General features: G+C 44.2%; 19 protein-coding genes. 11 read left to right on the top strand and 8 right to left on the bottom strand.

Annotation, left to right across the window (positions count from 1 at the left end; genetic code table 11):
* Positions 1-21: 21 nt before the first annotated feature.
* Entirely contained in the window at positions 22-1,530 is a 1,509-nt protein-coding gene (locus ABIX36_RS06865; protein ID WP_348081421.1) for a hypothetical protein, read from the top strand.
* A gap of 2 nt (positions 1,531-1,532) precedes the next feature.
* On the opposite strand, the gene ABIX36_RS06860 is transcribed toward ABIX36_RS06865, so the two are convergent.
* The 4 genes from ABIX36_RS06860 to ABIX36_RS06845 all read right to left on the bottom strand — a co-directional run bounded on the left by ABIX36_RS06860 (position 1,533) and on the right by ABIX36_RS06845 (position 3,865).
* The gene (locus ABIX36_RS06860; protein ID WP_348081420.1) at positions 1,533-2,240 is read right to left on the bottom strand and encodes a class I SAM-dependent methyltransferase; all 708 of its coding nucleotides are present in this window, start codon (positions 2,238-2,240) and stop codon (positions 1,533-1,535) included.
* A gap of 93 nt (positions 2,241-2,333) precedes the next feature.
* Positions 2,334-2,768, bottom strand: a complete 435-nt coding sequence (locus tag ABIX36_RS06855) for an Rrf2 family transcriptional regulator (protein WP_128534764.1) — start codon at positions 2,766-2,768, stop codon at positions 2,334-2,336.
* 70 nt (positions 2,769-2,838) lie between these two features.
* The gene (locus ABIX36_RS06850; RefSeq protein WP_348081419.1) at positions 2,839-3,117 is read right to left on the bottom strand and encodes a SelT/SelW/SelH family protein; all 279 of its coding nucleotides are present in this window, start codon (positions 3,115-3,117) and stop codon (positions 2,839-2,841) included.
* Between the two features lie 19 nt (positions 3,118-3,136).
* Positions 3,137-3,865 carry an NUDIX domain-containing protein gene (locus ABIX36_RS06845; protein ID WP_348081418.1) on the bottom strand — a complete coding sequence of 243 codons (729 nt, stop codon included), beginning with the start codon at positions 3,863-3,865 and terminating at the stop codon, positions 3,137-3,139.
* Between the two features lie 140 nt (positions 3,866-4,005).
* On the opposite strand from ABIX36_RS06845, the gene ABIX36_RS06840 reads away from it, so the two are divergent.
* Complete coding sequence (locus ABIX36_RS06840) at positions 4,006-5,631, top strand: carboxylesterase family protein (protein ID WP_348081417.1); 1,626 nt, start codon at positions 4,006-4,008, stop codon at positions 5,629-5,631.
* A gap of 132 nt (positions 5,632-5,763) precedes the next feature.
* On the opposite strand, the gene lpdA is transcribed toward ABIX36_RS06840, so the two are convergent.
* Complete coding sequence (lpdA, locus tag ABIX36_RS06835; RefSeq protein WP_348081416.1) at positions 5,764-7,152, bottom strand: dihydrolipoyl dehydrogenase; 1,389 nt, start codon at positions 7,150-7,152, stop codon at positions 5,764-5,766.
* 322 nt (positions 7,153-7,474) lie between these two features.
* On the opposite strand from lpdA, the gene ABIX36_RS06830 reads away from it, so the two are divergent.
* Positions 7,475-10,777, top strand: coding sequence for a carboxypeptidase regulatory-like domain-containing protein (locus ABIX36_RS06830; RefSeq protein ID WP_348081415.1), 3,303 nt, complete (start codon positions 7,475-7,477; stop codon positions 10,775-10,777).
* Between the two features lie 152 nt (positions 10,778-10,929).
* Here ABIX36_RS06830 and ABIX36_RS06825 read toward each other — a convergent pair whose 3' ends face one another.
* Complete coding sequence (locus tag ABIX36_RS06825; protein ID WP_348081414.1) at positions 10,930-12,111, bottom strand: AIR synthase related protein; 1,182 nt, start codon at positions 12,109-12,111, stop codon at positions 10,930-10,932.
* Positions 12,112-12,178: 67 nt separating this feature from the next.
* On the opposite strand from ABIX36_RS06825, the gene ABIX36_RS06820 reads away from it, so the two are divergent.
* Both ABIX36_RS06820 and ABIX36_RS06815 read left to right on the top strand, forming a co-directional pair.
* On the top strand, positions 12,179-13,960 hold the full coding sequence (locus ABIX36_RS06820) for a chloride channel protein (protein WP_348081413.1): 1,782 nt from the start codon (positions 12,179-12,181) through the stop codon (positions 13,958-13,960).
* Between the two features lie 38 nt (positions 13,961-13,998).
* The gene (locus ABIX36_RS06815; RefSeq protein WP_348081412.1) at positions 13,999-14,460 is read left to right on the top strand and encodes a hypothetical protein; all 462 of its coding nucleotides are present in this window, start codon (positions 13,999-14,001) and stop codon (positions 14,458-14,460) included.
* 67 nt (positions 14,461-14,527) lie between these two features.
* Here ABIX36_RS06815 and ABIX36_RS06810 read toward each other — a convergent pair whose 3' ends face one another.
* Positions 14,528-16,702, bottom strand: a complete 2,175-nt coding sequence (locus ABIX36_RS06810; protein WP_348081411.1) for a glutamine synthetase III — start codon at positions 16,700-16,702, stop codon at positions 14,528-14,530.
* Between the two features lie 579 nt (positions 16,703-17,281).
* On the opposite strand from ABIX36_RS06810, the gene ABIX36_RS06805 reads away from it, so the two are divergent.
* The 6 genes from ABIX36_RS06805 to ABIX36_RS06780 all read left to right on the top strand — a co-directional run bounded on the left by ABIX36_RS06805 (position 17,282) and on the right by ABIX36_RS06780 (position 24,268).
* Positions 17,282-18,307, top strand: a complete 1,026-nt coding sequence (locus ABIX36_RS06805) for a porin (protein ID WP_348081410.1) — start codon at positions 17,282-17,284, stop codon at positions 18,305-18,307.
* Positions 18,308-18,371: 64 nt separating this feature from the next.
* Complete coding sequence (locus ABIX36_RS06800; protein ID WP_348081409.1) at positions 18,372-18,953, top strand: DUF4468 domain-containing protein; 582 nt, start codon at positions 18,372-18,374, stop codon at positions 18,951-18,953.
* Between the two features lie 164 nt (positions 18,954-19,117).
* Positions 19,118-19,945 (top strand): TonB family protein, encoded by an 828-nt coding sequence (locus ABIX36_RS06795; protein ID WP_348081408.1) that lies wholly within the window; start codon positions 19,118-19,120, stop codon positions 19,943-19,945.
* Positions 19,946-20,406: 461 nt separating this feature from the next.
* Positions 20,407-22,635: a phosphoribosylformylglycinamidine synthase subunit PurL gene (gene purL / locus ABIX36_RS06790; RefSeq protein WP_348081407.1), complete on the top strand. Its 2,229-nt coding sequence runs from the start codon at positions 20,407-20,409 to the stop codon at positions 22,633-22,635.
* Positions 22,635-23,024, top strand: coding sequence for a VOC family protein (locus tag ABIX36_RS06785; RefSeq protein ID WP_348081406.1), 390 nt, complete (start codon positions 22,635-22,637; stop codon positions 23,022-23,024). The genes purL and ABIX36_RS06785 overlap by 1 nt, the downstream gene beginning before the upstream one ends.
* A 281-nt stretch (positions 23,025-23,305) precedes the next feature.
* Complete coding sequence (locus ABIX36_RS06780; protein ID WP_348081405.1) at positions 23,306-24,268, top strand: DUF1080 domain-containing protein; 963 nt, start codon at positions 23,306-23,308, stop codon at positions 24,266-24,268.
* Between the two features lie 72 nt (positions 24,269-24,340).
* Here ABIX36_RS06780 and ABIX36_RS06775 read toward each other — a convergent pair whose 3' ends face one another.
* A complete protein-coding gene (locus tag ABIX36_RS06775; protein WP_348081404.1) occupies positions 24,341-24,760 on the bottom strand; it encodes an SRPBCC domain-containing protein in 420 nt (139 codons plus the stop codon).
* Positions 24,761-24,801: the final 41 nt, after the last annotated feature.

Below are 24,801 nucleotides of genomic sequence, written 5' to 3'. Positions count from 1 at the left end.
AATTTATAGAAAATATACTTCATGCGTAGAACGCTTATTATTGCTATAAGTTTTACATTCCTGTTTTTTCTGACGTTACAGGCACAAGTGCCTAAAAGTACTGTTGTGCCTTTTCACCAGTCTAAAATCAATCAGGATACCTTAAGTAACATCCTTGAGCAAAAAGACGCCTTTACAAGGCAAAAGAGGTTGGTTATATTCGTTAAAAATTATATACATGCATCGGCAGAAGATAGGCTTTTGGCCGTGCAAGATACTTTTAATCAGGTGTTTGTGAAATATAGCATGGTTGATAGAGAGGCTTTCTCTAATTTCATGGCCAGTTTTGCTTTGTACAAACAGCACAACCTAAAAGACGCCGAAGTTTACATGAATAAGGCTATTCAACTGGCCGAAAAGAAGAATGACGCCTATCTGTTGTTCCAGTTTTATACACATTTGGGCTTCATCCAAACCGATCAGGGTAACTTTATCGCGGCCGTTTACAACTATAGGTTGGCAAAAAAAGAGGTGGTAAAACTGAAGGATAAGCTGCCGGATAATCGCCCGCAGGCCTCTTTAAATATTAATATCTCCGATCTTTATTACAAATCGGGCTTCTATACCCAATCATTAAACTACCTGGATAAAGCTTTGGCCTTAATAAGTAATGACGAAAAGAATATGAATTTGCTTTCGAGTGTGATATATTATAATAAATCTGAAAATTATTTCAGACAAAATAATATTGATTCGCTGAAAGCCTATCACGCAAAGTTGAACGACCCGCGTAACAAAAACTACAAAATATACAATTACAGGCAGCGCACAGCTTACTACATTACATTGCTAAAGCGCGATTACCCATTGGCCATTAAACAAATAATTGCCATGGAAAAAAGCCCCAAGTACATTTATAACGACCTGGAGGAACAGCGCCTTGCCGATGCTTATTTTATGAACGGGCAGCTGGATTCTGCAAAAAAGAAGGTAGATGCTCAATTAGCCATCGCCGCAGCAAATAACCACCCCGAGATCAAATACCACTTTTACGATGTGTTGGCACAAATAGCACAGCAAAAAGGCGATAACAAACTTGCATCGTACAATTACATGCTGGCGCTTAAGGAGTCGCAGGAGAATAATCTGCGGTTAACACAGGTAGGAGATATCTCCTCGCAAATAAAAATAGACGAGGCCGAAAATTCGTACACGCAACGTACAGCCGTTTACGAAAAAGAGCGGCTTTGGCTGATATTTATGGTAGTAGTTGCCGCTTTAATAATTGTAGCCATTGCGCTTATTTACCGTAACGTAAAGCAAAAACGCCATTACGAGCAGCTTTTGTTCGCTACCAAAAAGGCCGAACTTGCTTTTATCAACTCGCACGAAGTACGCAAACACCTCACCAATATCCTGGGCATTATGGATATTATACAGCATAGCGACAACAACAAAGAGGAATATAAGCAATGCGAAGAGTATCTGCTCAGCTCTGCCAAACGCCTTGATGAAGCTATCAAGAATATCTCCGAAAAGATCAACGAATAGCATTAGTCTTTCTGGTACACCAAAAAGTGCTGTATGGGCATAAATTCGCCCCGCTGCACCAGGTGAAAGCCGTTCGCTTTCATTTCTTTATTCACCTGGGTTACGCTCATTTTATGCAGCGCTTTTATAGCTACTTCGGGGTCTTCTGCGCGGTACTCTATTAATAACAGCCTTCCTTTTGGTTTTAAAGATGCACGTATTGCCTGCAACATTTCCTGCGGATAAAGCAACTCATGGTATACATCTACCATTATGGCCAGGTCTATAGTATTAGCGGGTAAGTTTGGGGAGCGTTCCCCGCCTTTTATAACCGTAACATTGGTTTGTTTAAGTTGGCGACTCTTATTTTCAAGATACTTATTAGCATCATCCTGTATCTCTACAGCATAAACTTTTCCCACTTTCGGCGCAATCCTGAAAGTATAGTAGCCGGTTCCGGCACCTATATCGGCAACTACGCTGCTTTTGTTAATTGGTAATTTGGATATGGCGAGCTCCGTGTTTTCTTCCCGCTGGCGGTTATCGCGCTCCAGCCAGGCGGCCCCGTCAAAACTCATTATTTGTGCAATCTCGCGGCCAAGGTAAAATTTACCCTCTCCGCCGTTAGGGGCAGTTTTATAGATATATATGGCACCCGCTTGCTGCGCCGATAATTTCAGGCATAGCACCAAAGCATAAGTTAATAACCAGGCGTGTTTTACACTGAGCATATTTTACTTAACGTAAACAGCTGTACTAAGTTTTATTGCTGCAGACGGATGATAGAAAGGTTGGTTGTTTGCGGTTTAGGTTGTGCGCTTTTCTTACAAGTTTATTAAATTGGTTTCCCTTGCAATAATATCGGCAATGCTGGTTTCTGATAGTATTTTTAGCGAAGCATCGCGTACTTCAATAAAAACATCGCGGATACCGCAGGTTGTTTCCTGGTGGCACTCATCGCAACGGTGGTAAAAATTTAAGCTGGCACAGGGCACCATCGCTATAGGTCCATCGGTAATGCGCATAATACTCACCAAAAAAATCTCTTTTGGGTCCTTATTTAAGCTGTAACCACCACCTGCGCCTTTTTTACTGTATAAAAAACCGGCGTTGCGAAGGTCTAAAAGGATCTGTTCCAGGAATTTCTTTGGAATTTTCTCTACTTCGGCAATTTTAGAGATCTGCATGGGCGGTTTATCCATGTTTTTGCCCATGGCTACCAGCGCTTTTATGGCGTATTTAGTTTTTTTGGATAGCATTTTAAAAATTAAGCTGCAAAGTTACGTAAACAAAATTTGTTAAGCTAACAGGCGAAAATTAAGTAAAAAATTATGATTTATCTGAGTGCCCTAAATTTTTCTCCGGGTTAACTATATCTCTCACCAATTGTTTCAATTCTTTTATCTCCGGAAAACGCCCCTGTTGCTTTCTGTCGAAGATCTCGGCATCATTTACTCGGATAGCATATCTCCCGCTGGTTTCGCTTGGTTGTAGTGTTACGCCGTAAAGGTCATCACTAAAGGTGGTAAGCAGTTCCTGGGCCATGTAGGCGGCACGAAGCAACCAGTTGCATTTTGGGCAATATTCTATAATAACCGTAGGTTTCATCGGTTATAAAAGTAACAACTTATTTAGAAACAAAGCGATATAAATAAGGCGCTTTGTGCGCGCCACCGCTATATTTTTTTGCCACACGTACCAGTATGCCCAGGCTAAGCATTTTACGCTGAAATGCGGGGCGCAGTAAACTCTTACCTAAGATGGTTTCGTAGAGGCTTTGCAGGTCGCCCATGGTAAAATCGACGGGGAGGAGGTTAAAGCCTATCAGTTTATCATCCAGCATAATTCTGAGCGATTGCAAGGCTTTATTTACAATAGCGGTATGGTCCTGTATCAGTGGGGGCAGAGCGTTAAGGTCGTACCAGTCGCAGCTATCAAATATTTTATCGGGTGTGGGCGTAACTTGGGTGAAATCTACCAGCGCAAAGTAGCCCACGGTAATAAAGCGCTGCAGCAGCCAGTGTCCGGCATCAGGCTCATCGCCATTGGCCGTCATAAAGGAAGCGAAAGGCGAAGGATCGTGCCGGGCCAGATCGCCAAATACGTGGAACTGTTCTAAAAATATATCAGTCAGGCCCGTACGCTCTGATGCCACTCGTTTCGCGGCAGCATCCAGGTTTTCGTTTTGGCGGATGAAACCACCAGGCAGCGCGTATAGGTGCGTTCTACTATATTGCATCAGCAGTACCTTCAACTGCTTATCATGAAAGCCAAATATTACGGCATCCACGGCAAGGTGGGGAATAAACCCTTCGCCCGCCGGGTGGCCTTCTGTTGATGGTTGTTGCTTACTCATTATTTTGCCCGGGGCAAACAAATAAATTTGATAATGCCGAAATTACGAATTATTATTGTAACATAATGATACAATAGTTTATCCGCTTGAGGATGATATTTGTTATCCATTCAAATCCAACCAAATAAACAAAATTCAGAATGAAAAAATTAACATTTTTTGTGCTTGTGCAACTGGCCGTTACCGTGGCCATGGCGCAAACGCTTGTTAAAACCGACAAGGGGCAGGTTGAGGGCGTTACCGAGAAATCGGGCGTTATCAGCTTTAAAGGGATTCCGTTTGCGCAGCCACCTATAGGCGACCTGCGCTGGAAAGATCCGCAGCCTGTAAACAGTTGGGGCGGCATACGCAAATGCGATGCCTTTGGCTATAACGCTATGCAAAAAAAAGTGTTTGGCGATATGGGCTTCCGTTCGCCGGGTATGAGCGAAGATTGCCTTTATCTTAATGTATGGGTGCCTGCTAAAAAAACGAAAGAGAAAATGCCGGTGCTGGTTTATTTTTACGGCGGCGGTTTTGTTGCCGGAGATGGTTCTGAAGCGCGCTACGATGGCGAAAGCATGGCCAAAAGGGGTGTCATTACGCTTACGGTTAACTACCGCTTAGGCGTTTTTGGCTTTCTGGTACATCCAGAATTGAGCAAAGAATCGCCTCATAACTCGTCTGGTAACTATGGTTTGCTCGATCAGAACGCCGCGCTGCGCTGGGTACAGGCTAATATAGAAGCTTTTGGTGGCGATGCTAAACGGGTTGCCATTGCGGGTGAGTCTGCCGGTTCTATGTCGGTTTCAGCGCAGATGGTATCCCCGCTTTCAAAAAATCTGATAAACGGGGCCATAGGCGAGAGTGGTGCCATGTTTAAACCGTTGGCTCCTCAAAGCCTGAGCGTGGCCGAGGGGAATGGGGTTAAGTTTGGTGAAAAAGCAGGTGCAACAACGTTGGCAGCCTTGCGCGCTATCCCTGCTAATGAGTTGTTAGAGCTTGCGGCAAAACCGGGTAACCCGCCAACGGGTTTTATAGTAGATGGTTATTTTTTTACCAAAAGCCCATCGGAATCATACGCCGCAGGTGAAGAAGCGAAAGTGCCTTTACTGGCGGGATGGAACTCGGCAGAGATCCCTTACCAGGCGGTGATGTACGGGAGTGCGCCAACGCCCGAAAATTATATGAAGCAATTAAAATCGTTTTATTCCGACAAGGCTGATGAGGTAGCAAAGCTTTATCCGGGGAATACAGAAGCAGAGGTCATTAAATCGGCAACGGAATTGGCCAGCGACAGGTTTATTGTGTACGCTACCTGGAAGTGGACCACGGTACATGCGGAAACCAGCGGTAAACCGGTTTATCGCTATGTGTTTTCGAAACCGAAACCACCTATGAGCGCTAAGATGGCGGGTTCTACGCCGGGCCTTGCAGGCGGCATGAATAAAGTTGACCCTGCAAAACCCGCGGCACCTAAAGGCCCGGAACCATACAACGGAGCCCCGCATGCTTTCGAAATTGAATATGCAATGGGCAACCTGGCCACTAATGAGTCTTACGCCTGGACACCGGATGATTATAAGGTTTCTGAAACCATGGAGACCTATTTTGCCAACTTTATAAAAACCGGTAACCCTAACGGTGCGGGCGTGCCAAAATGGACCCCTAACACTAAAGGTAGCCCGGTATCGTTTATTAATTTAAACACCACCACGATATTGGAAAAGGAAAGCCCGCAGCTTAAAGGCCGTTACGTTTTCCTCGATAGCCAATATTCGAAATAACAAGCCGAAATTATCGTCGAAGCCGCCTCTATTTATAGGGGCGGCTTTTGTATTTAGCGATAAATATGAACGGGTACAAAAAAAGCACCCCGGTTATGGAGTGCTTTTAAAAGGAGAACCTTTATAATACTATTATAAGTGGATCACTTCGCCGTAAGCATCAGCGGCGGCTTCCATTACAGCCTCGCTCATGGTAGGGTGAGGGTGTACCGATTTGATGATCTCGTGGCCGGTACTTTCCAGCTTGCGCGCGGTAACTACCTCGGCAATCATTTCGGTAACGTTGGCGCCCAGCATGTGCGCACCTAAAAACTCGCCATATTTGGCATCAAAGATCAGTTTTACAAAACCGTCTTTAGCGCCGGCAGCACTTGCTTTGCCCGATGCCGAGAACGGGAATTTACCTACTTTAATTTCGTAACCGGCTTCCTTGGCTGCTTTCTCGGTATAACCAACCGAGGCAACTTCCGGCCAGCAATAGGTACAACCAGGTATGTTATTGTAGTTTAACGGCTCTGGATGTTGCCCTGCAATTTTTTCCACGCAAATGATACCCTCGGCAGATGCTACGTGAGCCAATGCCTGGCCCTTAACAATATCGCCGATAGCGTAAACGCCTTCTACATTGGTTTGGTAGTAATCATCAACCAATACTTTGCCTTTATCAGTTTTTACACCGTTTTCTTCCAGGCCGATACCTTCTATGTTTGTAGAGATACCGATGGCCGATAAAACAACATCAGCCTCTAACACGATATTGCCTGATGCGGTTTTAACATTTACCCTGCAGCCGTCGCCGTTGGTATCAACAGATTCAACGGTAGAGCTGGTCATGATATTGATGCCTTGTTTTTTCAGGATCCTGAAAAGGCCCTTTGATATTTCTTCATCCTCCAACGGGACGATGTTGTCTAAAAACTCCACCACGGTAACCTTGGTACCTATAGCGTTGTAGAAGTAAGCAAACTCGATACCGATAGCACCAGAACCAACTACAACCATTGATTTTGGCTGTTTAGGCAATATCATGGCCTGGCGGTAGCCTATAACTTTTTTACCATCCTGTTTAAGATTAGGTAACTCTCTCGAGCGGCCACCTGTTGCTATAATAATATGTTTAGCGGTAAAGTCCTTTGTGCTGCCGTCGGCTATCTTAACAGACACGGTACCTTTGCTTTTAAGCGAACCGTAGCCTATAATAACGTCGATCTTGTTTTTCTTCATTAAAAACTGTACGCCTTTGCTCATACCATCGGCTACGCCACGGCTGCGTTTTATTACAGCTTCAAAATCAACCTCGCCACCGCTGGTTTTAATACCATAATCTGCAGCGTGGTTTAAATAATCAAAAACCTGCGCGCTTTTCAGCAACGCTTTGGTAGGGATACACCCCCAGTTAAGGCATATACCGCCTAATGATTCTTTCTCAACTATAGCAGTTTTTAAACCCAGCTGTGATGCACGTATAGCGGCCACATAGCCGCCCGGGCCCGAACCAATTACAATTAAATCGTAGTCCATATAGTTATATATCTTTTTTGATTTTGAATGCCAAAGCTAAATAAAAAGCGGGGAATTGAAAAAAAACGGCGTTTTTAGGATTTTACCATGATAATTGCTGCCTGGCCGCTAAAAATCAACTCCTTAAAGGGGCACAATCGTCCGAATAATGTAAATATTATAGCAAAAATTCACCAATTTTTCATTATTAGCTACTTAGCGTGTAAAATGTTGAAAAATATATAATTATTGTTAACACTAACTTAACATTAGCAATGAGGCAATTACATATCTTTGTGCCAAATTTAAATCACTTAACAGTTAAAAATTAAAAAAAGAGCGTATGAGGAAGCATTTACTTCTACTAATTTTCGCCCTGTTTACGTCTGTTGTTGGCTTTGCACAGCAAACAACAAGTAGTATATCAGGAACCGTAGTTGACGAGAAGGGTTTATCGTTACCAGGTGTTACAATCACCGCGATACACACCCCAACCGGTACCAACTATTCAACCGTATCCCGCGTGGATGGCCGTTACAACTTGCCCAATTTACGTATTGGCGGGCCTTACACGGTAACCTATTCTTTCATTGGTTTCACCTCAAGGGTTGAAAGCGATGTAACCCTATCATTGGGCCAGGAGTTTAGAATTGACACCAAATTGCTGCCAACCAGCACTTCATTAAGTGAAGTAAGGATCACCAGCACACAAAGCAAGGTTATCAACAACTCACGTACAGGTTCACAGGAGATCATCACCCGTAACCAGATCGACCGTTTGCCAACCATTAACCGGTCTATTCAGGATTACACCAAGTTAACTCCGTCTGCAAACGGCAGCAGTTTTGGCGGCCGTAACGGTAATGGTAACAACCTTACTGTGGATGGTGCATTGTTTAACAACTCTTTTGGTTTAGCAGGCTCATTAGGTGGCCAAACCAACTCACAGCCTATCTCGTTAGATGCGATTGAGCAGATACAGGTAGCTGTAAATCCTTTTGATGTTACCCAGGGCCGTTTTGCGGGCTCGGGTATCAATACCGTAACCAAATCTGGTACAAACGAATTTAAAGGTACTGTTTACCTTTACAAACGTACCGCAGGTTTAGTTGGTTTACACACCCTTACTACCGATGTGGCTAAACCAACCATTAACTACACACAACGCGGTATCAGTTTAGGCGGTCCTATCGTTAAAAACAAATTATTCCTATTTGTTTCTGGGGAGCAGGAAAGAATAAGCGACCCGGCTACTCCTTACACGGCATTACGTACAGGACAAACAGCAGGTGGTACTATTTCACAGGCTTCGTACGATGACCTGACAACTTTGAAAGATTTCCTGAAAACTAAATATAGTTACGACGCAGGTGCTTTTGAAAACTACCAGTTACGTACCCGTTCTGATAAAATTACCGCAAAATTAGACTGGAACATTAATAAGAACAATACCTTATCGTTAAAGTATTTCTACCTGAAATCTTTACGTGATGTACCACCAAGCGGTTCGGGCGCGCAAAACAACAGCCGTAGCCCGGGTTTTACAGGCTTGCCGTTCTTTTCTTCGTTCTATACCATCAACAACAACTTCAATATTGGTATTGCCGAGTTGAATACCCGTATCAGCAGCAAATTTGCAAACAAATTTACCGTTGGTTACCAGGCGCTGCGCGATTTTCGTTCATCACCGGGCGGTGGTTCGTTCCCACTTGTTGATATCTTAAACCCGGCAGGTACAGCTACCTTAACCTCATTTGGTTATGAGCCTTTTACTGCCAATAACCTGTTAAATACCAACACCACTCAGGTTAGCGACAACTTTACTTATTTTGCTGGTAAACACGAGATCAATATTGGTTTATCTGGTGAGTTTAACAGCTACAAAAATGGGTTCGCGCCTAACTACAATGGCCAGTACCGCTTTAAAAGTGTAGCAGATTTCATGGAGTCGGCCAACAAAGGCACTCCTAACGCTGTACGTTATGCTTTGCAGTACTCTGCATTGCCAGATGGTTCTTTCCCTTTTGCTTATGTTAAAGCCTACACCATTGGTTTTTACCTGCAGGATAAATGGCAAGCTACAGACAACTTTAAATTGACTTACGGTTTCCGTGTAGATGTACCAAGCTACAATACCAAAAGCCAGCTTAATTCAAACGCTGCTGCCTTAACAAAATTCAGGGATGGTTATGTGGTTAATACTGCCCAGTTCCCCAAATCTACCATCCAGTTTTCACCACGTGTTGGTTTCAACTGGAATGTTAATGGCGAAGGTTTAACCCAGGTACGTGGTGGTGCCGGTATCTTCCAGGGCCCGGTTCCATATGTTTACATATCTAACCAGGCAAGTAACAATGGTGTACAATTTGGTTCGTTCACTTATGTGCCTTTACCTGCAAACGGTGGTATTTCACCAACCGACCCTAAGTTTATATTTAAACCTGATGTTAATGCTAACAGGCCATCTGGCGCAGCCGCAAATACTGCTTACAACCTGGTTGTAACTGATAAGAACTTCAAATTCCCATCTAACTTTAGGGTGAACATTGGTGTTGACCAAAAATTACCGTTAGGTATTATAGGAACCTTAGAGGGTAGCTATTCTAAAGACATTAATGCCGTTATCTTCCAAAACGTTGCTTTACCATCTACAGGCACTGCGTTCTCGGGTAGCGATAACCGTATCCGTTACAGCGGCACAAGTGTTTACCCGGCTATTGTAGTAGGTGGCGTAAACCAAAATACTGCTGCGAATCCAAACATTAGCGATGCGATTTTGCTGACCAATACTAAAAAAGGTTACGCTTACAACATCACCGGCCAATTACAGCGTACTTTTAAAGACCTGTACTTTATGGTGGCGTACACTCACTCAGATTCTCGTTCGGTTAATGATGGTGGTTCTATTTCGCAATCAACCTGGAGAGACCGTTCAGTTTCTGGCGACCCGAATGCTGATGTAGCATCTTACACCAACTTCCGCCAGCCAAACCGTGTTATTGCTGCATTCTCATACAAAAAGCAATACTTTAACCACTTATCTACTTCGGTAGGTTTAACTTACGAAGCAGCTAACGCTGGTTCTACATCTTATGTATACAGTGGTGATGTAAACGGCGACGGACAAACGAGTAACGATTTGATCTACGTGCCTAAGGATGTTACTGATATCATCTTGGTAAAGGATAACGCTGTGGCAACAAGTGCTACTTATGACGCGCGTACTCCTGTGCAGATCTACAATCAGTTGAGTGCCTATATCAACCAGGATCCTTACCTGAGCAAACGTAAAGGTAAATATGCAGAGCGTAACGGTTTAGTATTGCCATACTTCCATTTGGTAAACTTTAACTTTACGCAAGATCTTTACCAAACTACCGGGAAAATCAAAAACACCTTACAGTTTGAGTTTAATATTATCAACTTAGGTAACTTCCTTTACAGGAACTGGGGTAACTTTAAATTTGCTAACCGTACTGCATTGCTTACCTACAAAGGTATTGATGCTGCTACCGGTAAACCAACTTACTCGTTCCCTTACTTTGATACACCGAACCAAACACCACTTACTACTACATTTGCAAACGGCGTTTCTCAAGCTTCACGCTGGCAAGCTCAGTTTGGTTTAAGATACATCTTCAACTAAACGACGCTTAACAACTAATAACAAAAAATCCCCGGTAACAATACTGGGGATTTTTTTGTTATAGACTATTTTGAATAGCGGACAATTGCTAAAAAAACACAAAGCCCCGGCATTAACAATACCAGGGCTTTGTTATGAATAACGCTGTTGCCTTAATTATAAATAAATTCACCGTATGGTGATGAAACGGTTACCTGTTTAATATCCGCTGCTTCCACCCGCCCAACAATCTGCGCAGGTACACCAAAGCTTTCAGATATTTTGATGATATAGGCAGCAATTTCCTCCGGAACATAAAGTTCCATGCGGTGGCCCATATTAAATACCTTGTACATTTCCTGCCAGCTGGTATTGCTTTCTTCCTGTATCAGTTTAAACAAGGGCGGGATAGGGAACAGGTTATCTTTAATGATGTGCAGGTTATCTACAAAGTGCAGCACCTTGGTTTGGGCGCCGCCACTGCAATGCACCATGCCATTTATCTGGCTGCGGTAAGTATCTAATATAGTTTTGATGATAGGGGCGTAGGTGCGGGTAGCAGAGAGTACCAGTTTACCGGCAGTAATGGTTTCGCCGTTGCCTATCTCAATCTCGTCGGTTAGTTTTTTGCTGCCCGAGAATACCAGGTCGTATGGTACGGCAGGGTCAAAGCTCTCGGGGAATTTATCGGCGATGGTTTTGTTAAACACATCGTGGCGGGCAGAGGTAAGGCCGTTAGAGCCCATTCCGCCGTTATATTCGTTCTCGTAAGTAGCCTGCCCGTATGATGCCAGGCCGACTATCACGTCACCGGGTTGGATGCGGTGGTTGGAGATCACATCCTCGCGTTTCATGCGGCAGGTTACGGTGCTGTCCACAATAATGGTACGCACCAAGTCGCCCACATCAGCGGTTTCACCACCGGTAGAATAAATGCCGATCCCGGCTTCGCGCAGCTCAGCTAAAATTTCTTCGGTGCCGTTAATAATGGCGGCAATTACTTCACCTGGTATCAGGTTTTTATTGCGGCCAATGGTTGACGACAGCAGGATATTATCTACAGCACCCACGCAAAGCAGGTCGTCCAGGTTCATGATGATGGCATCCTGGGCAATACCGCGCCATACCGAGATGTCCCCGGTTTCTTTCCAGTAAGTATACGCAAGTGAGGATTTTGTGCCTGCTCCATCGGCGTGCATAATATTGCAGTACTCAGGGTCGTTGGTTAATATATCAGGAACAATTTTGCAGAACGCTTTCGGGAAAATGCCCTTATCAATGTTTTTAATGGCATTATGTACATCATCTTTTGATGCAGACACGCCCCGTTGATCATATCTTTGCGGAGAAATCATGGGCAAATATACTGCTTAATACCCTTTTGCGGGTTAAAATTGTTAATTTGCCATATCTACCACATCTATGTTAAAATCCTTGCTGCATAAACTCAACAGGCTGCGCTTAACTCTCAACGGGCAGCGTAATTTTTTAATTTATTGCAGCGTTGTAGTAGGGCTTTTTGGTGGGCTGGCTGCAGTTGCCTTAAAGTTCCTGGTCCATTTTATGGAGGAGTTGAGCCGCAATATATCATCGCACCTGCCGTACCATATTATATATGTTTTTTTGCCTGCGCTGGGGATACTGCTAACCGTATCGTGGCAGCACCTCATCAACCGCGATAAAATGCAAAAAGGGATAGGCAATATCCTGATAAACATCCGCAGAAACCGTTCGAACATTAAGTTCAACAATATATACTCGCATTTGGTAACCAGTTCGCTTACGGTGGGTTTTGGTGGCTCATCGGGTTTGGAGGCACCCATTGTTTGTACAGGAGCGGCCCTTGGTTCAAACCTCGGGCAGTTTTTTAAGCTTAGCCCCTATGAAAAAACGGTGCTGATAGCCGCCGGTGCATCGGCAGGTATTGCCGCTGTTTTTAACAGCCCTATTGCAGGGGTGCTGTTTTCGCTGGAGATATTGATAGGTGAGATCACCATCCCAACTTTTATCCCGCTATTGATTGCTTCTGCTACAGGAGTGGTGGTATCTAAAATATTGTATTCGGGGCAGCTTTTCCATTTGGTTACCGAAGGGTGGGTAATAACAGCGTTACCCTTTTACATTGTGTTAGGGCTGCTTTGTGGGTGGGTATCCATTTATGTTGCCAAGGTGGGTGGTACACTGGAAAAGGGAATCTTTTTAAAGCAGAACCGTTATGTACGTGCTTTAAGCGGTGGTTTACTTTTGGGGATATTGCTGATGGTTTTCCCGGCGTTATTTGGCGAAGGGTATCACTATTTGCAACAGATATTAAACGGGAACCTCTCCGTGCTAAAAGAGGAGACTTTTTTTGGTGCCTGGTTATCAGACCCCCTGGTAATGCTGCTATTCATCGCTTCGCTGGTGCTGATGAAAATAGTTGCAGCGGGAATTACCATAGGTAGTGGTGGTAATGGCGGCACTTTTGCGCCCACTATGTTCACCGGGGCGTTCCTGGGGTTGTTTGTGGCATTTGGCGTTAACCAAACCGGGCTGATCCACTTAAATACCAGCAATTTTATAGCCGTTGGGATGGCCGGGGCATTAGCGGGGGTGCTACATGCACCGCTAACCGCCATATTTTTGATAGCCGAAATAACGGGCGGCTATGTGCTGTTTATCCCGCTCATGATCGTATCGGCTATATCTTATTTGATAGCTAAGCTATACAACCCGCACAATATGTATTGGCATCACCTGGTGCATGAGCGTAACATTCATCCCGGACAAGATCAAACGATGCTCAATAACATTACGTTAGATAGCATCGTCAACAAAAGTTTTATAGCAATTAACAGCCAAACCCCGCTTGCCCAACTTTACAAGATATTAGCTACCACCGATGCTAATATTTTCCCGGTATTGACAGCCTCGGGCGAGTTGGAGGGAGTGATATGGATAGATGAGATCCGCCGGCAAATATATGGCGGCGATACTGATGATGTTACCGTGGCCGATATTATGGTTACCCCGCCGGCTATTATTCAAAGCAACGATAACGTAAGCGCGGTGATGGATCTGTTTGATAAGCTGGATGTTTGGCAACTGCCCGTGGTAGATGGTGGGCGATTTACCGGTTTTGTATCTAAATCGGCCTTGTTGAGCAAATACAGACAGATTATCATCAAGCAGCACAACGAAACCGATTTATTTGCGCGCGATTAATTGTTTATTAATGCCCATGCGCTATATTAGGGCATTAAATGAAAATAGGATTTCGGATCTTTTTGATACTCACGTTGGTGTTTAGCTTCGTGATAGGTATGCCTAAGCCTGCTGTTGAAGTAGAAACCGGCTTGGCTATTAATTTTACAAATGGCGCTGCCGATGCCTTAAACAGCATATTGATCTTTTTACTGCTGGTAACGCATATTTTGATGCTTTTTTTGTTGTTTATCAGGCAAACCGTCCACTATCGTTATTTTCTCATCTTCTTCCCAATAGTGTTCTGGCTGTTCTATGTGGCTAATACCATTGGCGCGCATTTAGCCGAGCCGGAAATGTTCCTGTCGCACATCCCATATATATTGTGCTACGTTTTATGTGTAATACAATACTACTCCATTTTAAAAGTAGACCCCGCGTTTGCCCTTGGCCCGCCAACAGAACCGGAGCCTGAAGAAACCGTACCACGCCAGCGGTTTGATACCAACGAACCTATGTAATAAAAAAGGCCTTAAACCCGCCGGTTTACCGGAAAGCGTAAGGCCTGTAATTTTGGTTGCTGCTGTTCTACCTGGTAAATAATAACTCTCTGAATTTTGGCAGCGGCCATAAGGCGTCATCAACCAATTGTTCCAGTTTATCTACGTGGTAGCGGATCGGCGCGAAATAGGTTTTTACCTTTTCGTCGTAGCTAATGGCGCGTTCGCGGATATCTTCAATGGCGTTCGCCTTCTTGCGTTCGGAAACCATCTCGTCAACATTGGTTTTTATAAAGTTAATGTGCTCGGCTACTTTATTAATAATATCCAGCTGTGCTGCATAGGTGCTCTCGTCAAGCCCAATTTCCTTTAAGCCTTTAACGTTACTTACCAGCTTGCTTTGGTAGGCTATAGCGGCCGGTATAATTACATTCATCACCAGTTCGCCAATTACGCGGGCCTCTATCTGTAGTTTTTTATAAAAAGCATCCAGCAGTATCTCGTGACGGGCGTGTGCTTCGCGACGGCTAAAAACGCCAGTCTCCGCAAAAAGCTCGGCTGCTTTTTCTGTCAACAGGGCATCCAGCGCCTTTGGCGTAGTTTTAATGTTAGCCAATCCGCGCGCAGCGGCTTCTTTTTCCCATTCTTCGCTGTAGCCGTTACCTTCAAATCGGATGTTGCGCGATTCTTTGATGTATTTTTTGATGATCATCATCAGCGCGACGTCTTTTTTCTCGCCTTTTTTGATCAGCTTATCTACATCAACCTTAAATTTCTTCAGCTGGTCTGCAACGATCAGGTTAAGGATGGTCATCGGGCTGGCCGAATTTGCCGAAGAGCCCACCGCACGCAGTTCGAACTTATTACCGGTGAAGGCAAAAGGAGAGGTGCGGTTACGATCTGTATTATCCTTTAATATCTGCGGTATTTTAGGGATGCCCTGCCATAACGAATTTTCGTCCTTTATTTTTTTGCTAAGGCGCGAAGTATCTATCTCGTCCAATACCTCATTTAACTGGCTGCCCAAAAAGATGGAGATAATTGCCGGTGGCGCTTCGTTAGCACCCAAACGGTGATCGTTATTTACCGATGCGATAGAAGCACGCAGCAGGTCGGCATGTTCGTGTACCGCCTTAATGGTGTTTACAAAAAAAGCGAGGAACTGCAGGTTGTTTTTTGGCGTTTTGCCTGGCGACAACAGGTTTTTACCTGTGTTAGTGATCAGGCTCCAATTATTGTGTTTGCCCGAGCCATTGATGCCTGCGTAAGGTTTCTCGTGCAATAGTACCTTAAAATTATGGCGGCCGGCAACGCGGTCCATAATATCCATTAGTAACTGGTTATGATCTATGGCGAGGTTTATTTCTTCGTAAACCGGCGCGCATTCAAACTGCGAAGGCGCAACCTCGTTGTGGCGGGTTTTCAATGGGATTCCCAATTGCAGGGCTTCGGTTTCCATATCCTGCATAAAAGCGTAAACCCGGCTCGGGATCGAACCAAAGTAATGGTCTTCCAGCTGTTGGTTTTTGGCCGAGATGTGGCCAAACAAAGTACGCCCGGTTAAAAACAGATCGGGGCGGGCGTTAAACAAGGCGGTATCTACCAAAAAATATTCCTGCTCAATACCCAGCGATGCATTTACTTTCTCAATGCTTTTGTCGAAATAATGGCAAACATCTACAGCAGCCTTATCTAAAACGCTCAGGGCTTTTAATAAGGGCACTTTATAATCCAGCGCTTCGCCGGTGTACGATACAAATACAGTAGGAATACACAGGGTGCGGGCAATAACAAAAGCAGGGGAGGATGGGTCCCATGCGGTATAACCACGCGCCTCGAAAGTATTGCGGATGCCACCGCTTGGGAAACTGGATGCATCGGGCTCCTGCTGGGCAAGCGCGTCGCCGCTAAAGCGTTCAATAGCGCCGCCATCAGCTGTCGGTTCAAAAAAAGCGTCGTGCTTTTCGGCAGTAGTGCCGGTTAGTGGTTGGAACCAGTGTGTATAGTGCGTGGCACCTTTGCCCATTGCCCAGGCGCGCATAGCAGCGGCTACCTGCTCGGCCAGGTCGCGGGGGATGGTTTCGCCGTTATCTATAGAATTAACAATACCTGCATAGGCTTCTGAAGAAAGATACTCCTTCATTTTATGTTTATCAAAAACATTAGCCCCAAAATAGTCGGATATTTTGTTAGACGGTGTTTTTACTTCGGGTATTTCCCGGCTAAGTACTACCCTGAGGGCCTGAAAACGAATATTGGGCATAACGTTATATTATTGGTTACCCCAAAAATAGAAAATCATTTAAAATAACAGCTATCATGCCGGCTAATATCACCACCCCAAAGTCTTTTTATAATAGTGCCGCCCAAGGTTGTTTTAATACTAATTCTTCAACAAAATATACAATTTGTTTAAAATTATGCGTGCATAGCATACATTTAGCATTAAATTATGTTTAAATCTTTGTAAATATTGCGAAAACTTTAAAATATGCATCTTTATTAAAGCGCAAATTATAATATTTATAAATATTGATGAATTATTTTTTGTTTTGAAAATAAAACGACCAATTATTTATGTTAATAATTAAAAAAATGGCATCTATTATTGAAGTTATATCATTTATAATTTGTTTTTGTTAAAATTCATTCATATTTTCATAAAAAATTAGTAATTAATACAAATTCTATAGAGATTATTATCATTAAGTAACATAATGTAATTTTTATAGAGAAAAGGTATTTAATTGCCATGAATTATAGATGAAGAAGCTTTAACAACCAAGATATTTAAGAACAACACAACAACAATTAACAAAAACAATTAATTTAATTCCTTATCATGAAAAAAAGACTTTTACTCTTATCATTTTTTGCAGCAGCAGCTACTTTTACCGCAAGCGCGCAGGACGCCCCTAAAGCAGATCCGCCTTTGGTTATCTTTGGTTCGGTAGATACTTACTACAAAAACGATTTCTCGGGCTTTAAATCGGCCGGCGGTAGTTCAAACATCGGTACCAGTTTTGCAAGCGATCAAAATTCGATCTCTATTGGTATGATTGACCTGGGTTTGAAGAAAAAAGTTGGAAAGGCGGCTTTTGTTGGTGAAATGAGCTTTGGTCCACGCGGCCAGGCGCAGTCTATCCCTAACGGTGCAAGCGGCGATTCTTACCACATCCAAAACCTATACGTGTCATACGATCTGAGCGATAAGTTTACCGTTACAGGTGGTTACATGGCAACTTTTGTAGGTTACGAAGTAATATCTCCGGTAGGTAACTTCAACTACTCAACTTCGTACCTGTTCACCAACGGCCCGTTCCAAAATGCAGGTTTAAAAGGTACTTACACCTTTTCTGACAAAGCAAGCTTAATGGCAGGTGTATTTAACGATAGCTGGAACAACTACTCATCTACCAAAGATGTATCTACTTTCGGTGCCCAGTTGTTTTTAAGCCCTGCAAAAGGCTGGACAGCTTACTTAAACGTAGTTAGCGGCAAAACATCAGGTACCGAATTTGATATCACAACTGCATACCAAATTACTGATGCCTTTAAATTAGGCTTAAATGCTGCTGATTTTAATGCACCAAACAGCCCGGGCGGTTTCCAGGGTATCGCTTTATACCCACAGATAGCTGCAAGCTCAAGCGTGTCTTTCGGTTTAAGAGGTGAGTACTTCAAAGTTAAAGATGGCGGCCCAAGTGTTAAAGCATTCACTTTAACTTCAAACATCAAAGCTGGCCCGTTAACTATCATCCCTGAGTTAAGGCTTGATAAAGCTAACGATGAGCTTTTTGTAGATAGCAAAATGCTTGGCACCAAATCAGCGTCTCAGTTTGTATTAGCAGCTGTGTACTCTTTCTAAAAATCAATAATTAAATTTCTTATAAGCCATCCATATTTGTTTATGGATGGCTTATCTTTATTATATGAAAAAATTAGTATTCAGCATTGCCTGCGCGCTATTGGTGCAAACCGCCTGGGCGCAGAAGGATGTACTTCAGTTCGACGAGAATAACAAATACGTATGCTACCAGGTGATTGAAAAACCGGGTATGAGCATGGATAGCTTATACACCCGCGGATTGCAGTTTGCCGGCTATTTTGCACCTAAACGTACCGAGAAAACCAAAGTACCGGGCAGCGTGACATTGAAAGATAACTTTGTGATCTACGGCAGCGCGCTATTATCAAAAAAAGAAGCCGGAGAAGTGAGCTACAAACTGAACATTGATACCAAGGACGGTAAATACCGCTACAACTTTGGCGAATTTGTATTTAAACCGTACAAAATAAACCGCTACGGCAATATGGCCACTCAGCCCGGCGTAGAAATACCCTTAGAAAAAATGTGGTCCAAGTACAGCGTAAAGGACACCGATGCATACCTGGACCAGATAGGTGCGTTTTGTAAAACCGCTTCTGCAAAATTGATACAGCAGATGGATAGGGTACAAGTGCTGAGAAAACAGGAAGAAGCCGTAAAGAAAGTTGCTACCGACAAATGGTAGTTAGAATTGTTTTTTAGACAGAATATAATTCTTAATAATACCCGTCGTTCAATATAAAATTTGTAATTATCCATATATTCCAATAATTATTTCGCAATAATCGCAATTCGCACAACATTTTGTATTGCCATAACGTTATATAGACAAATTTAATTCTAAACGTTATGCTAAACACAAAATTTGATTTGTACAAGACCGAGTGGCTCGACCTTGTATTCGACGACCGTAACAAAGCTTATGGCGCTTACGACCTAAGGGCACATTATGCGGGAACGCTTAACAAAGCAATGGCCATTGCTTTTACTGTAATAATTACCGGAGCTGTTGCGCTGAGTTTTGCTTTTAAAACCGAATCGCTAATGTCTGACACGGGAACTATGGTTAACATTACCCCGCCTGTTATACAAGCTATTAAGCCTCCCGAAAAACAGATTGAGAAAGCTAAACCTGTACAGCCCGTAAAAGCAACCCCACCGGTGGCTGCTACAAAATTTACGTCATTTGTGGTGACGTCTAAGCCGATTACCGAAGAGCCGCCCGTTATCGAGGATATTCACGGAGATGTGGGCCCGGTTACAACAAAAGGTCCCGAAGGTCCCTCGTTAGCTGTAGATGATAAAGGCCCGGTTGGCCCGGTAGCGGCACCCGCAGGTAATGGCGAAGAAATAATACCCTTTGGCGGCGGATTGGAAGTGAACCCTGAGCCTTACGGTGGCATGGCGGCGTTTGGTAAATTTTTAGGAAAAGCCTTACGTTTTCCACCACAAGCACTGGATGCCAACGTATCCGGCCGTGTGGTAATGACCTTTGTGGTAGAGAAAAACGGCGAGCTTACCGATATTACCGTGATAAAGGGAGCCGGCTACGGGTTCGACCAGGAAGCAACCCGCGTACTTAAACTGGCCAAAGCCTGGAAACCCGGTATCCAAAACGGTCAGCCGGTTAGAGTACGGTATACTATCCCCATTAATTTTCAATTGCCTGCAGAGTAGTTTTTAGTGGAGGTTAAAGAAAAGGTAATTGTTGCCCTTTGAAATTTTTATTTCACGGGGCTTTTTATTTTCATCCCGTACGGTTATAGCTGCGGCGTGACTGCGATGTCCTGAAAATGAGTGTTCCAGAAAAGTGTTTCACCTTGATTTAAGTCGAATTTGTATTTTTTGTTAATTGTTTTATTGTCAGTAATTTATAAGGATTACTTAACGTGCAGGGGTGTTCCAAAGTGTTTCACGAAAAACTGTAAATAGCTGACTGTCAATATTGTTTTAAAAATAAGTGTTCCACTTTTATTTGTGGAACACTTGTGGGGGATTTTCCGCTTTGCGCCGAATAAAGCCTCCAATTAGCGATTAATAATGCTGTGCGTTTATACATGAACGTTTTACCTTTCTGCTTTACGCTTTCAGCTCTTTTTCCTAATTTTGCGCATCCTTTCAACATAAACAATTAAACATTGGAGAACCAGGAATTAACTACCGTTGAAACCGCCAAAGACCTTGGCCTTTTACCCGAAGAATTTACCAGAATTAATGAAATAATGGGCCGCGTACCCAACTTTACCGAGCTTTCTATCTTCGCGGTAATGTGGAGCGAGCACTGTTCCTATAAAAACTCAATCACCTGGCTAAAAACATTGCCAAAGGATAGTCCGCGTATGCTGGCCAAGGCCGGCGAAGAAAACGCAGGTTTGGTAGACCTTGGCGATGGCATCGGCTGCGCCTTTAAAATAGAATCACATAACCACCCATCGGCGCTGGAACCATACCAGGGCGCTGCAACAGGTGTGGGCGGTATCAACCGCGATATATTTACGATGGGTGCAAGGCCCATTGCCCAAATGAACTCCCTCCGTTTCGGCGATTTGAGTTTAGATAAAACGAAATGGCTGGTAAAAGGAGTAGTAAAAGGCATCAGCCATTACGGCAACGCCTTCGGCATCCCAACCGTTGGCGGCGAGCTTTTCTTCGACGAATGCTATAACATCAACCCGCTGGTGAACGCATTTTCGGCAGGTATTGTAAAGGCGGGTGAAACCGTTTCCGCGACATCTTACGGCGTGGGTAACCCGGTATATATTGTGGGTTCGGCCACAGGCAAGGATGGGATCCACGGTGCGGCTTTCGCGTCCAAAGATATTACCGAAGATTCGGTAAACGACTTACCGGCTGTACAGGTAGGCGACCCTTTCCAGGAGAAACTATTACTGGAAGCAACTTTAGAAGTTATTAAAACCGGCGCCGTTGTGGGTATGCAGGACATGGGCGCGGCAGGTATTATCTGCTCCAACTCAGAAATGAGCGCCAAAGGTGAGCATGGTATGATCATCCACCTGGATCGCGTACCAATGCGCCAGGAAAACATGAAACCGTACGAGATACTACTTTCCGAATCTCAGGAACGCATGCTTATTGTGGTAGAAAAAGGTAAAGAAGCGCTCGTAGAAGCGGTTTTTGATAAATGGGACCTAAACTGCGCTATTATTGGCGAGGTGACCGATACCCAGCGCCTGGAGTATTTTATGAACGGCGAAAAAGTTGCCGATGTACCTGCAGATGACCTGGTACTTGGTGGTGGTGCCCCGATCTACGAACGCGAATACCGCGAACCGGCTTACTTTGCCGAGAACCAGAAATTTAAAATAGAAGACGTTGCTGAGCCAACTAACTTAATAGATGTTGCAGAACATTTGATTGCGCATCCAAACATCGCGTCAAAACGTTGGGTAACCGACCAGTACGATTCCATGATCGGTACCGCTACCATGACCACCAACCGCCCAAGCGACGCGGCAGTTGTGGCTGTAAAAGGTTCTGATAAAGCCATTGTATTAACCTGCGATTGTAACTCGCGCTATGTATACGCCGATCCGCAGAAAGGTACGGCCATTGCCGTAGCCGAAGCCGCGCGTAACATTACCTGCGCTGGTGGTGAACCCGTTGCAATAACCAATTGTTTAAACTTTGGTAACCCATACAAGCCGGAGGTTTACTGGCAGTTTGTAGGTGCCATAAAAGGAATGGGCGAGGCCTGTCGCAAATTCGAGACCCCGGTAACCGGCGGTAACGTGAGCTTTTACAACCAATCATCAGATGAAGGACCGGTATTCCCAACGCCAACCATTGGTATGCTGGGCGTAATGGATGATCAGAGTAACCTGATGACGCTTGATTTTAAACAACCAGGCGACTTAATTTACTTAATAGGCGAATCGCAAAACGATATCGCGTCGTCGCAATACCTGGCTTCGTACCATAAAATATCTAAAGCGCCCGCGCCTTATTTTGATATTGATAAAGAATACGCCATGCACCAGGTGGTTAAGCAACTTATTAAACATAAAGTAGTTCAGTCGGCACATGATGTGGCTGATGGTGGGCTTTATGTTGCTTTGGTTGAATCTTGCCTGCCAAACGGCCTAGGCTTTGATATCGATACTGATAGCGCTATCCGCAAGGATGCTTTCCTTTTTGGCGAGGCACAGGGCAGGGTAGTAGTGAGCGTTGCGCCTGATGATGAAGAGCGTTTCATAGAAATGATGGCTACCAGCGAAGTTGAATTTAGCACCCTGGGTACCGTTAACGGCATCGGCAATACTAATATCGATGGCGAACTGTTCGGTAATATCACCGATATTAAAATGGTACATAGCAACGTATTACATGTAAGCCTTGGTGAAGCATAATGCTGAAACTGAATAAAATTCACCACGTTGCAATTATCTGTAGCGACTATAAAAAATCCAGGCATTTCTACACAGAAGTGCTTGGATTTAAGATATTATTGGAGACTTACCGCGAAACACGCGATTCCTACAAACTCGATCTGGAAGTTAGCGGGCAGTACCAGATAGAGTTATTTTCGTTCCCAAATCCGCCCGCACGTCCATCACATCCCGAGGCCGCCGGTTTACGACACCTTGCTTTTGAGGTGGATGATATAGACGAAGCCGTATTTCATCTAAACGAATGCGGCGTTGTTACCGAACCGATCCGCATAGACGAAACCGCTGGTAAACGTTTTACCTTCTTCGCTGATCCGGATGGTTTGCCGCTGGAGTTGTACGAAAAATAAGAGGACATCGCGATAGAATTTTTGTAGAGACGCGATACTTCGCGTCTTTTTTTGTTTCCTGTAAAACTCGCCACATACCGCCTGCGTTAGTGATTGCAGTGGAAACCCCGGAATGGAGCGGCGCTTCTATCAGCGGCGCGAAATGAGGAGTTGGAACGTAAAGCACGGGCCGCAGGCAACGCCAAACCCGCTCAAAATGGGGTGGTAGTTTTGTATTCCCAATTAACTTTGTAGATTTAGGAACTAATTATTACCATATGAAAATTTTACCGGTTTTATCTATGAAACGTATTTTTCGTTTTGCGGGCGCGCAGGTTATTGTAGCGCTATTGCTTCTTTCCACTATCAAAGTTTCGGCTCAGGACCATGCGATGGTAAAGGATCCCGACGTAATTGGGCGATGGGATCTAACGATGGAAAAGGACGGTAAAACCCAGCCTTCGTGGCTGGAAGTGCAGAAATCGGGCACACATACCCTTATCGGTCGTTTTACGTATGCTTTTGGCAGCGCGCGCCCTATATCAGAAGTAAAACCGCACGATGGTAAATTTAGTTTCTCTATCCCGCCGCAATGGGAGCAGGGCGACCGCAATATGGATTTTGAATTTGAAGTTGGCGGCGATGTGATAAAAGGCACCATGGTTTACACCGATGGCAAAAGCTACAGCTTTACCGGCGTTCGCGCACCAAGAATGCTGCCAACCAAAGCGCCGGTTTGGGGCAAGCCAATTGTTTTATTTAACGGTAAGAACACCAAAGGATGGCATACCGAAGGCACAAATCAATGGATAGTGGAGAAAGGCGTTTTACGCAGCCTTAAATCGGGCTCTAATCTAATTACGGATAAAACTTTCGGCGATTTTAAACTGCATATCGAGTTCCGTTACAAACAGGGCAGCAACAGTGGTGTTTACCTGAGAGGCCGTTACGAAGTGCAAATAATTGACACCAAAAGTGGCGAGCCGGAGCCGATCAACAACCAGTTTAGTTCGGTATATGGCTTTTTGCCGCCAAATAAAATGACGGCTAAAAACCCGGGCGAATGGCAAAGCTACGATATTACACTGGTTGGCCGTCTGGTTACTATAGTAGCCAACGGCACCGAAGTAATTTCCCGTGCGGAGATCCCCGGTATTACGGGCGGCGCGCTTAACAGCCGCGAAGGCGAACCCGGCCCACTATTAATACAAGGCGACCACGGACCGATAGATTACCGTAACATTGTGATCACCCCGGCGAAATAAACGTTTAACAATATTCATAAAAAAAGCGGTCCCGACTTTGTTGGGACCGCTTTTTTGCTTTAAGGCCAAAAATTATTTGCCTTCTATATAAGCTTTTAAATTATTCAAGACAGCCTGGCGGGCACCTTGTTGATCTTCAACAGGGTCGTTATCCTGGGGTTCGAAACTTTCGGTTATGGTAACCGGGTTACCGGCGATAAATTTGATAACAGAACTTCGCCCGTCATCCAGCGTGTAAGTGAGGAGTTGATTGGGGATAACGTCCTTGTAGATCCCTTCGAAATTAAAGCTGAAGCTGCCATCTTTTAAGCCCATTACAAACAGGAACCTGCCACCCGGCTGCGGATCGTTTTCCGCGTGCGAGGTATGCCAATCCGGGGAAAAAGTGTTCCAATGGATGATGTCGGCAGGGTTATGCCATATTTCCCATACCTTTTCTATTGGGGAATTTATTTCAACAGTAGCTGTTTGGGCATTATCTTTTAGCTTCATAATTGGCGTGTTTATAGAACAAATATATGGTTCGGCCACTT

This window comes from Mucilaginibacter sp., from assembly GCF_039925265.1.
Taxonomy (GTDB): domain Bacteria; phylum Bacteroidota; class Bacteroidia; order Sphingobacteriales; family Sphingobacteriaceae; genus Mucilaginibacter.
The sequence above is the reverse complement of the archived record's forward strand: the minus strand, read 5'-3'. Positions and strand labels throughout refer to the sequence as shown.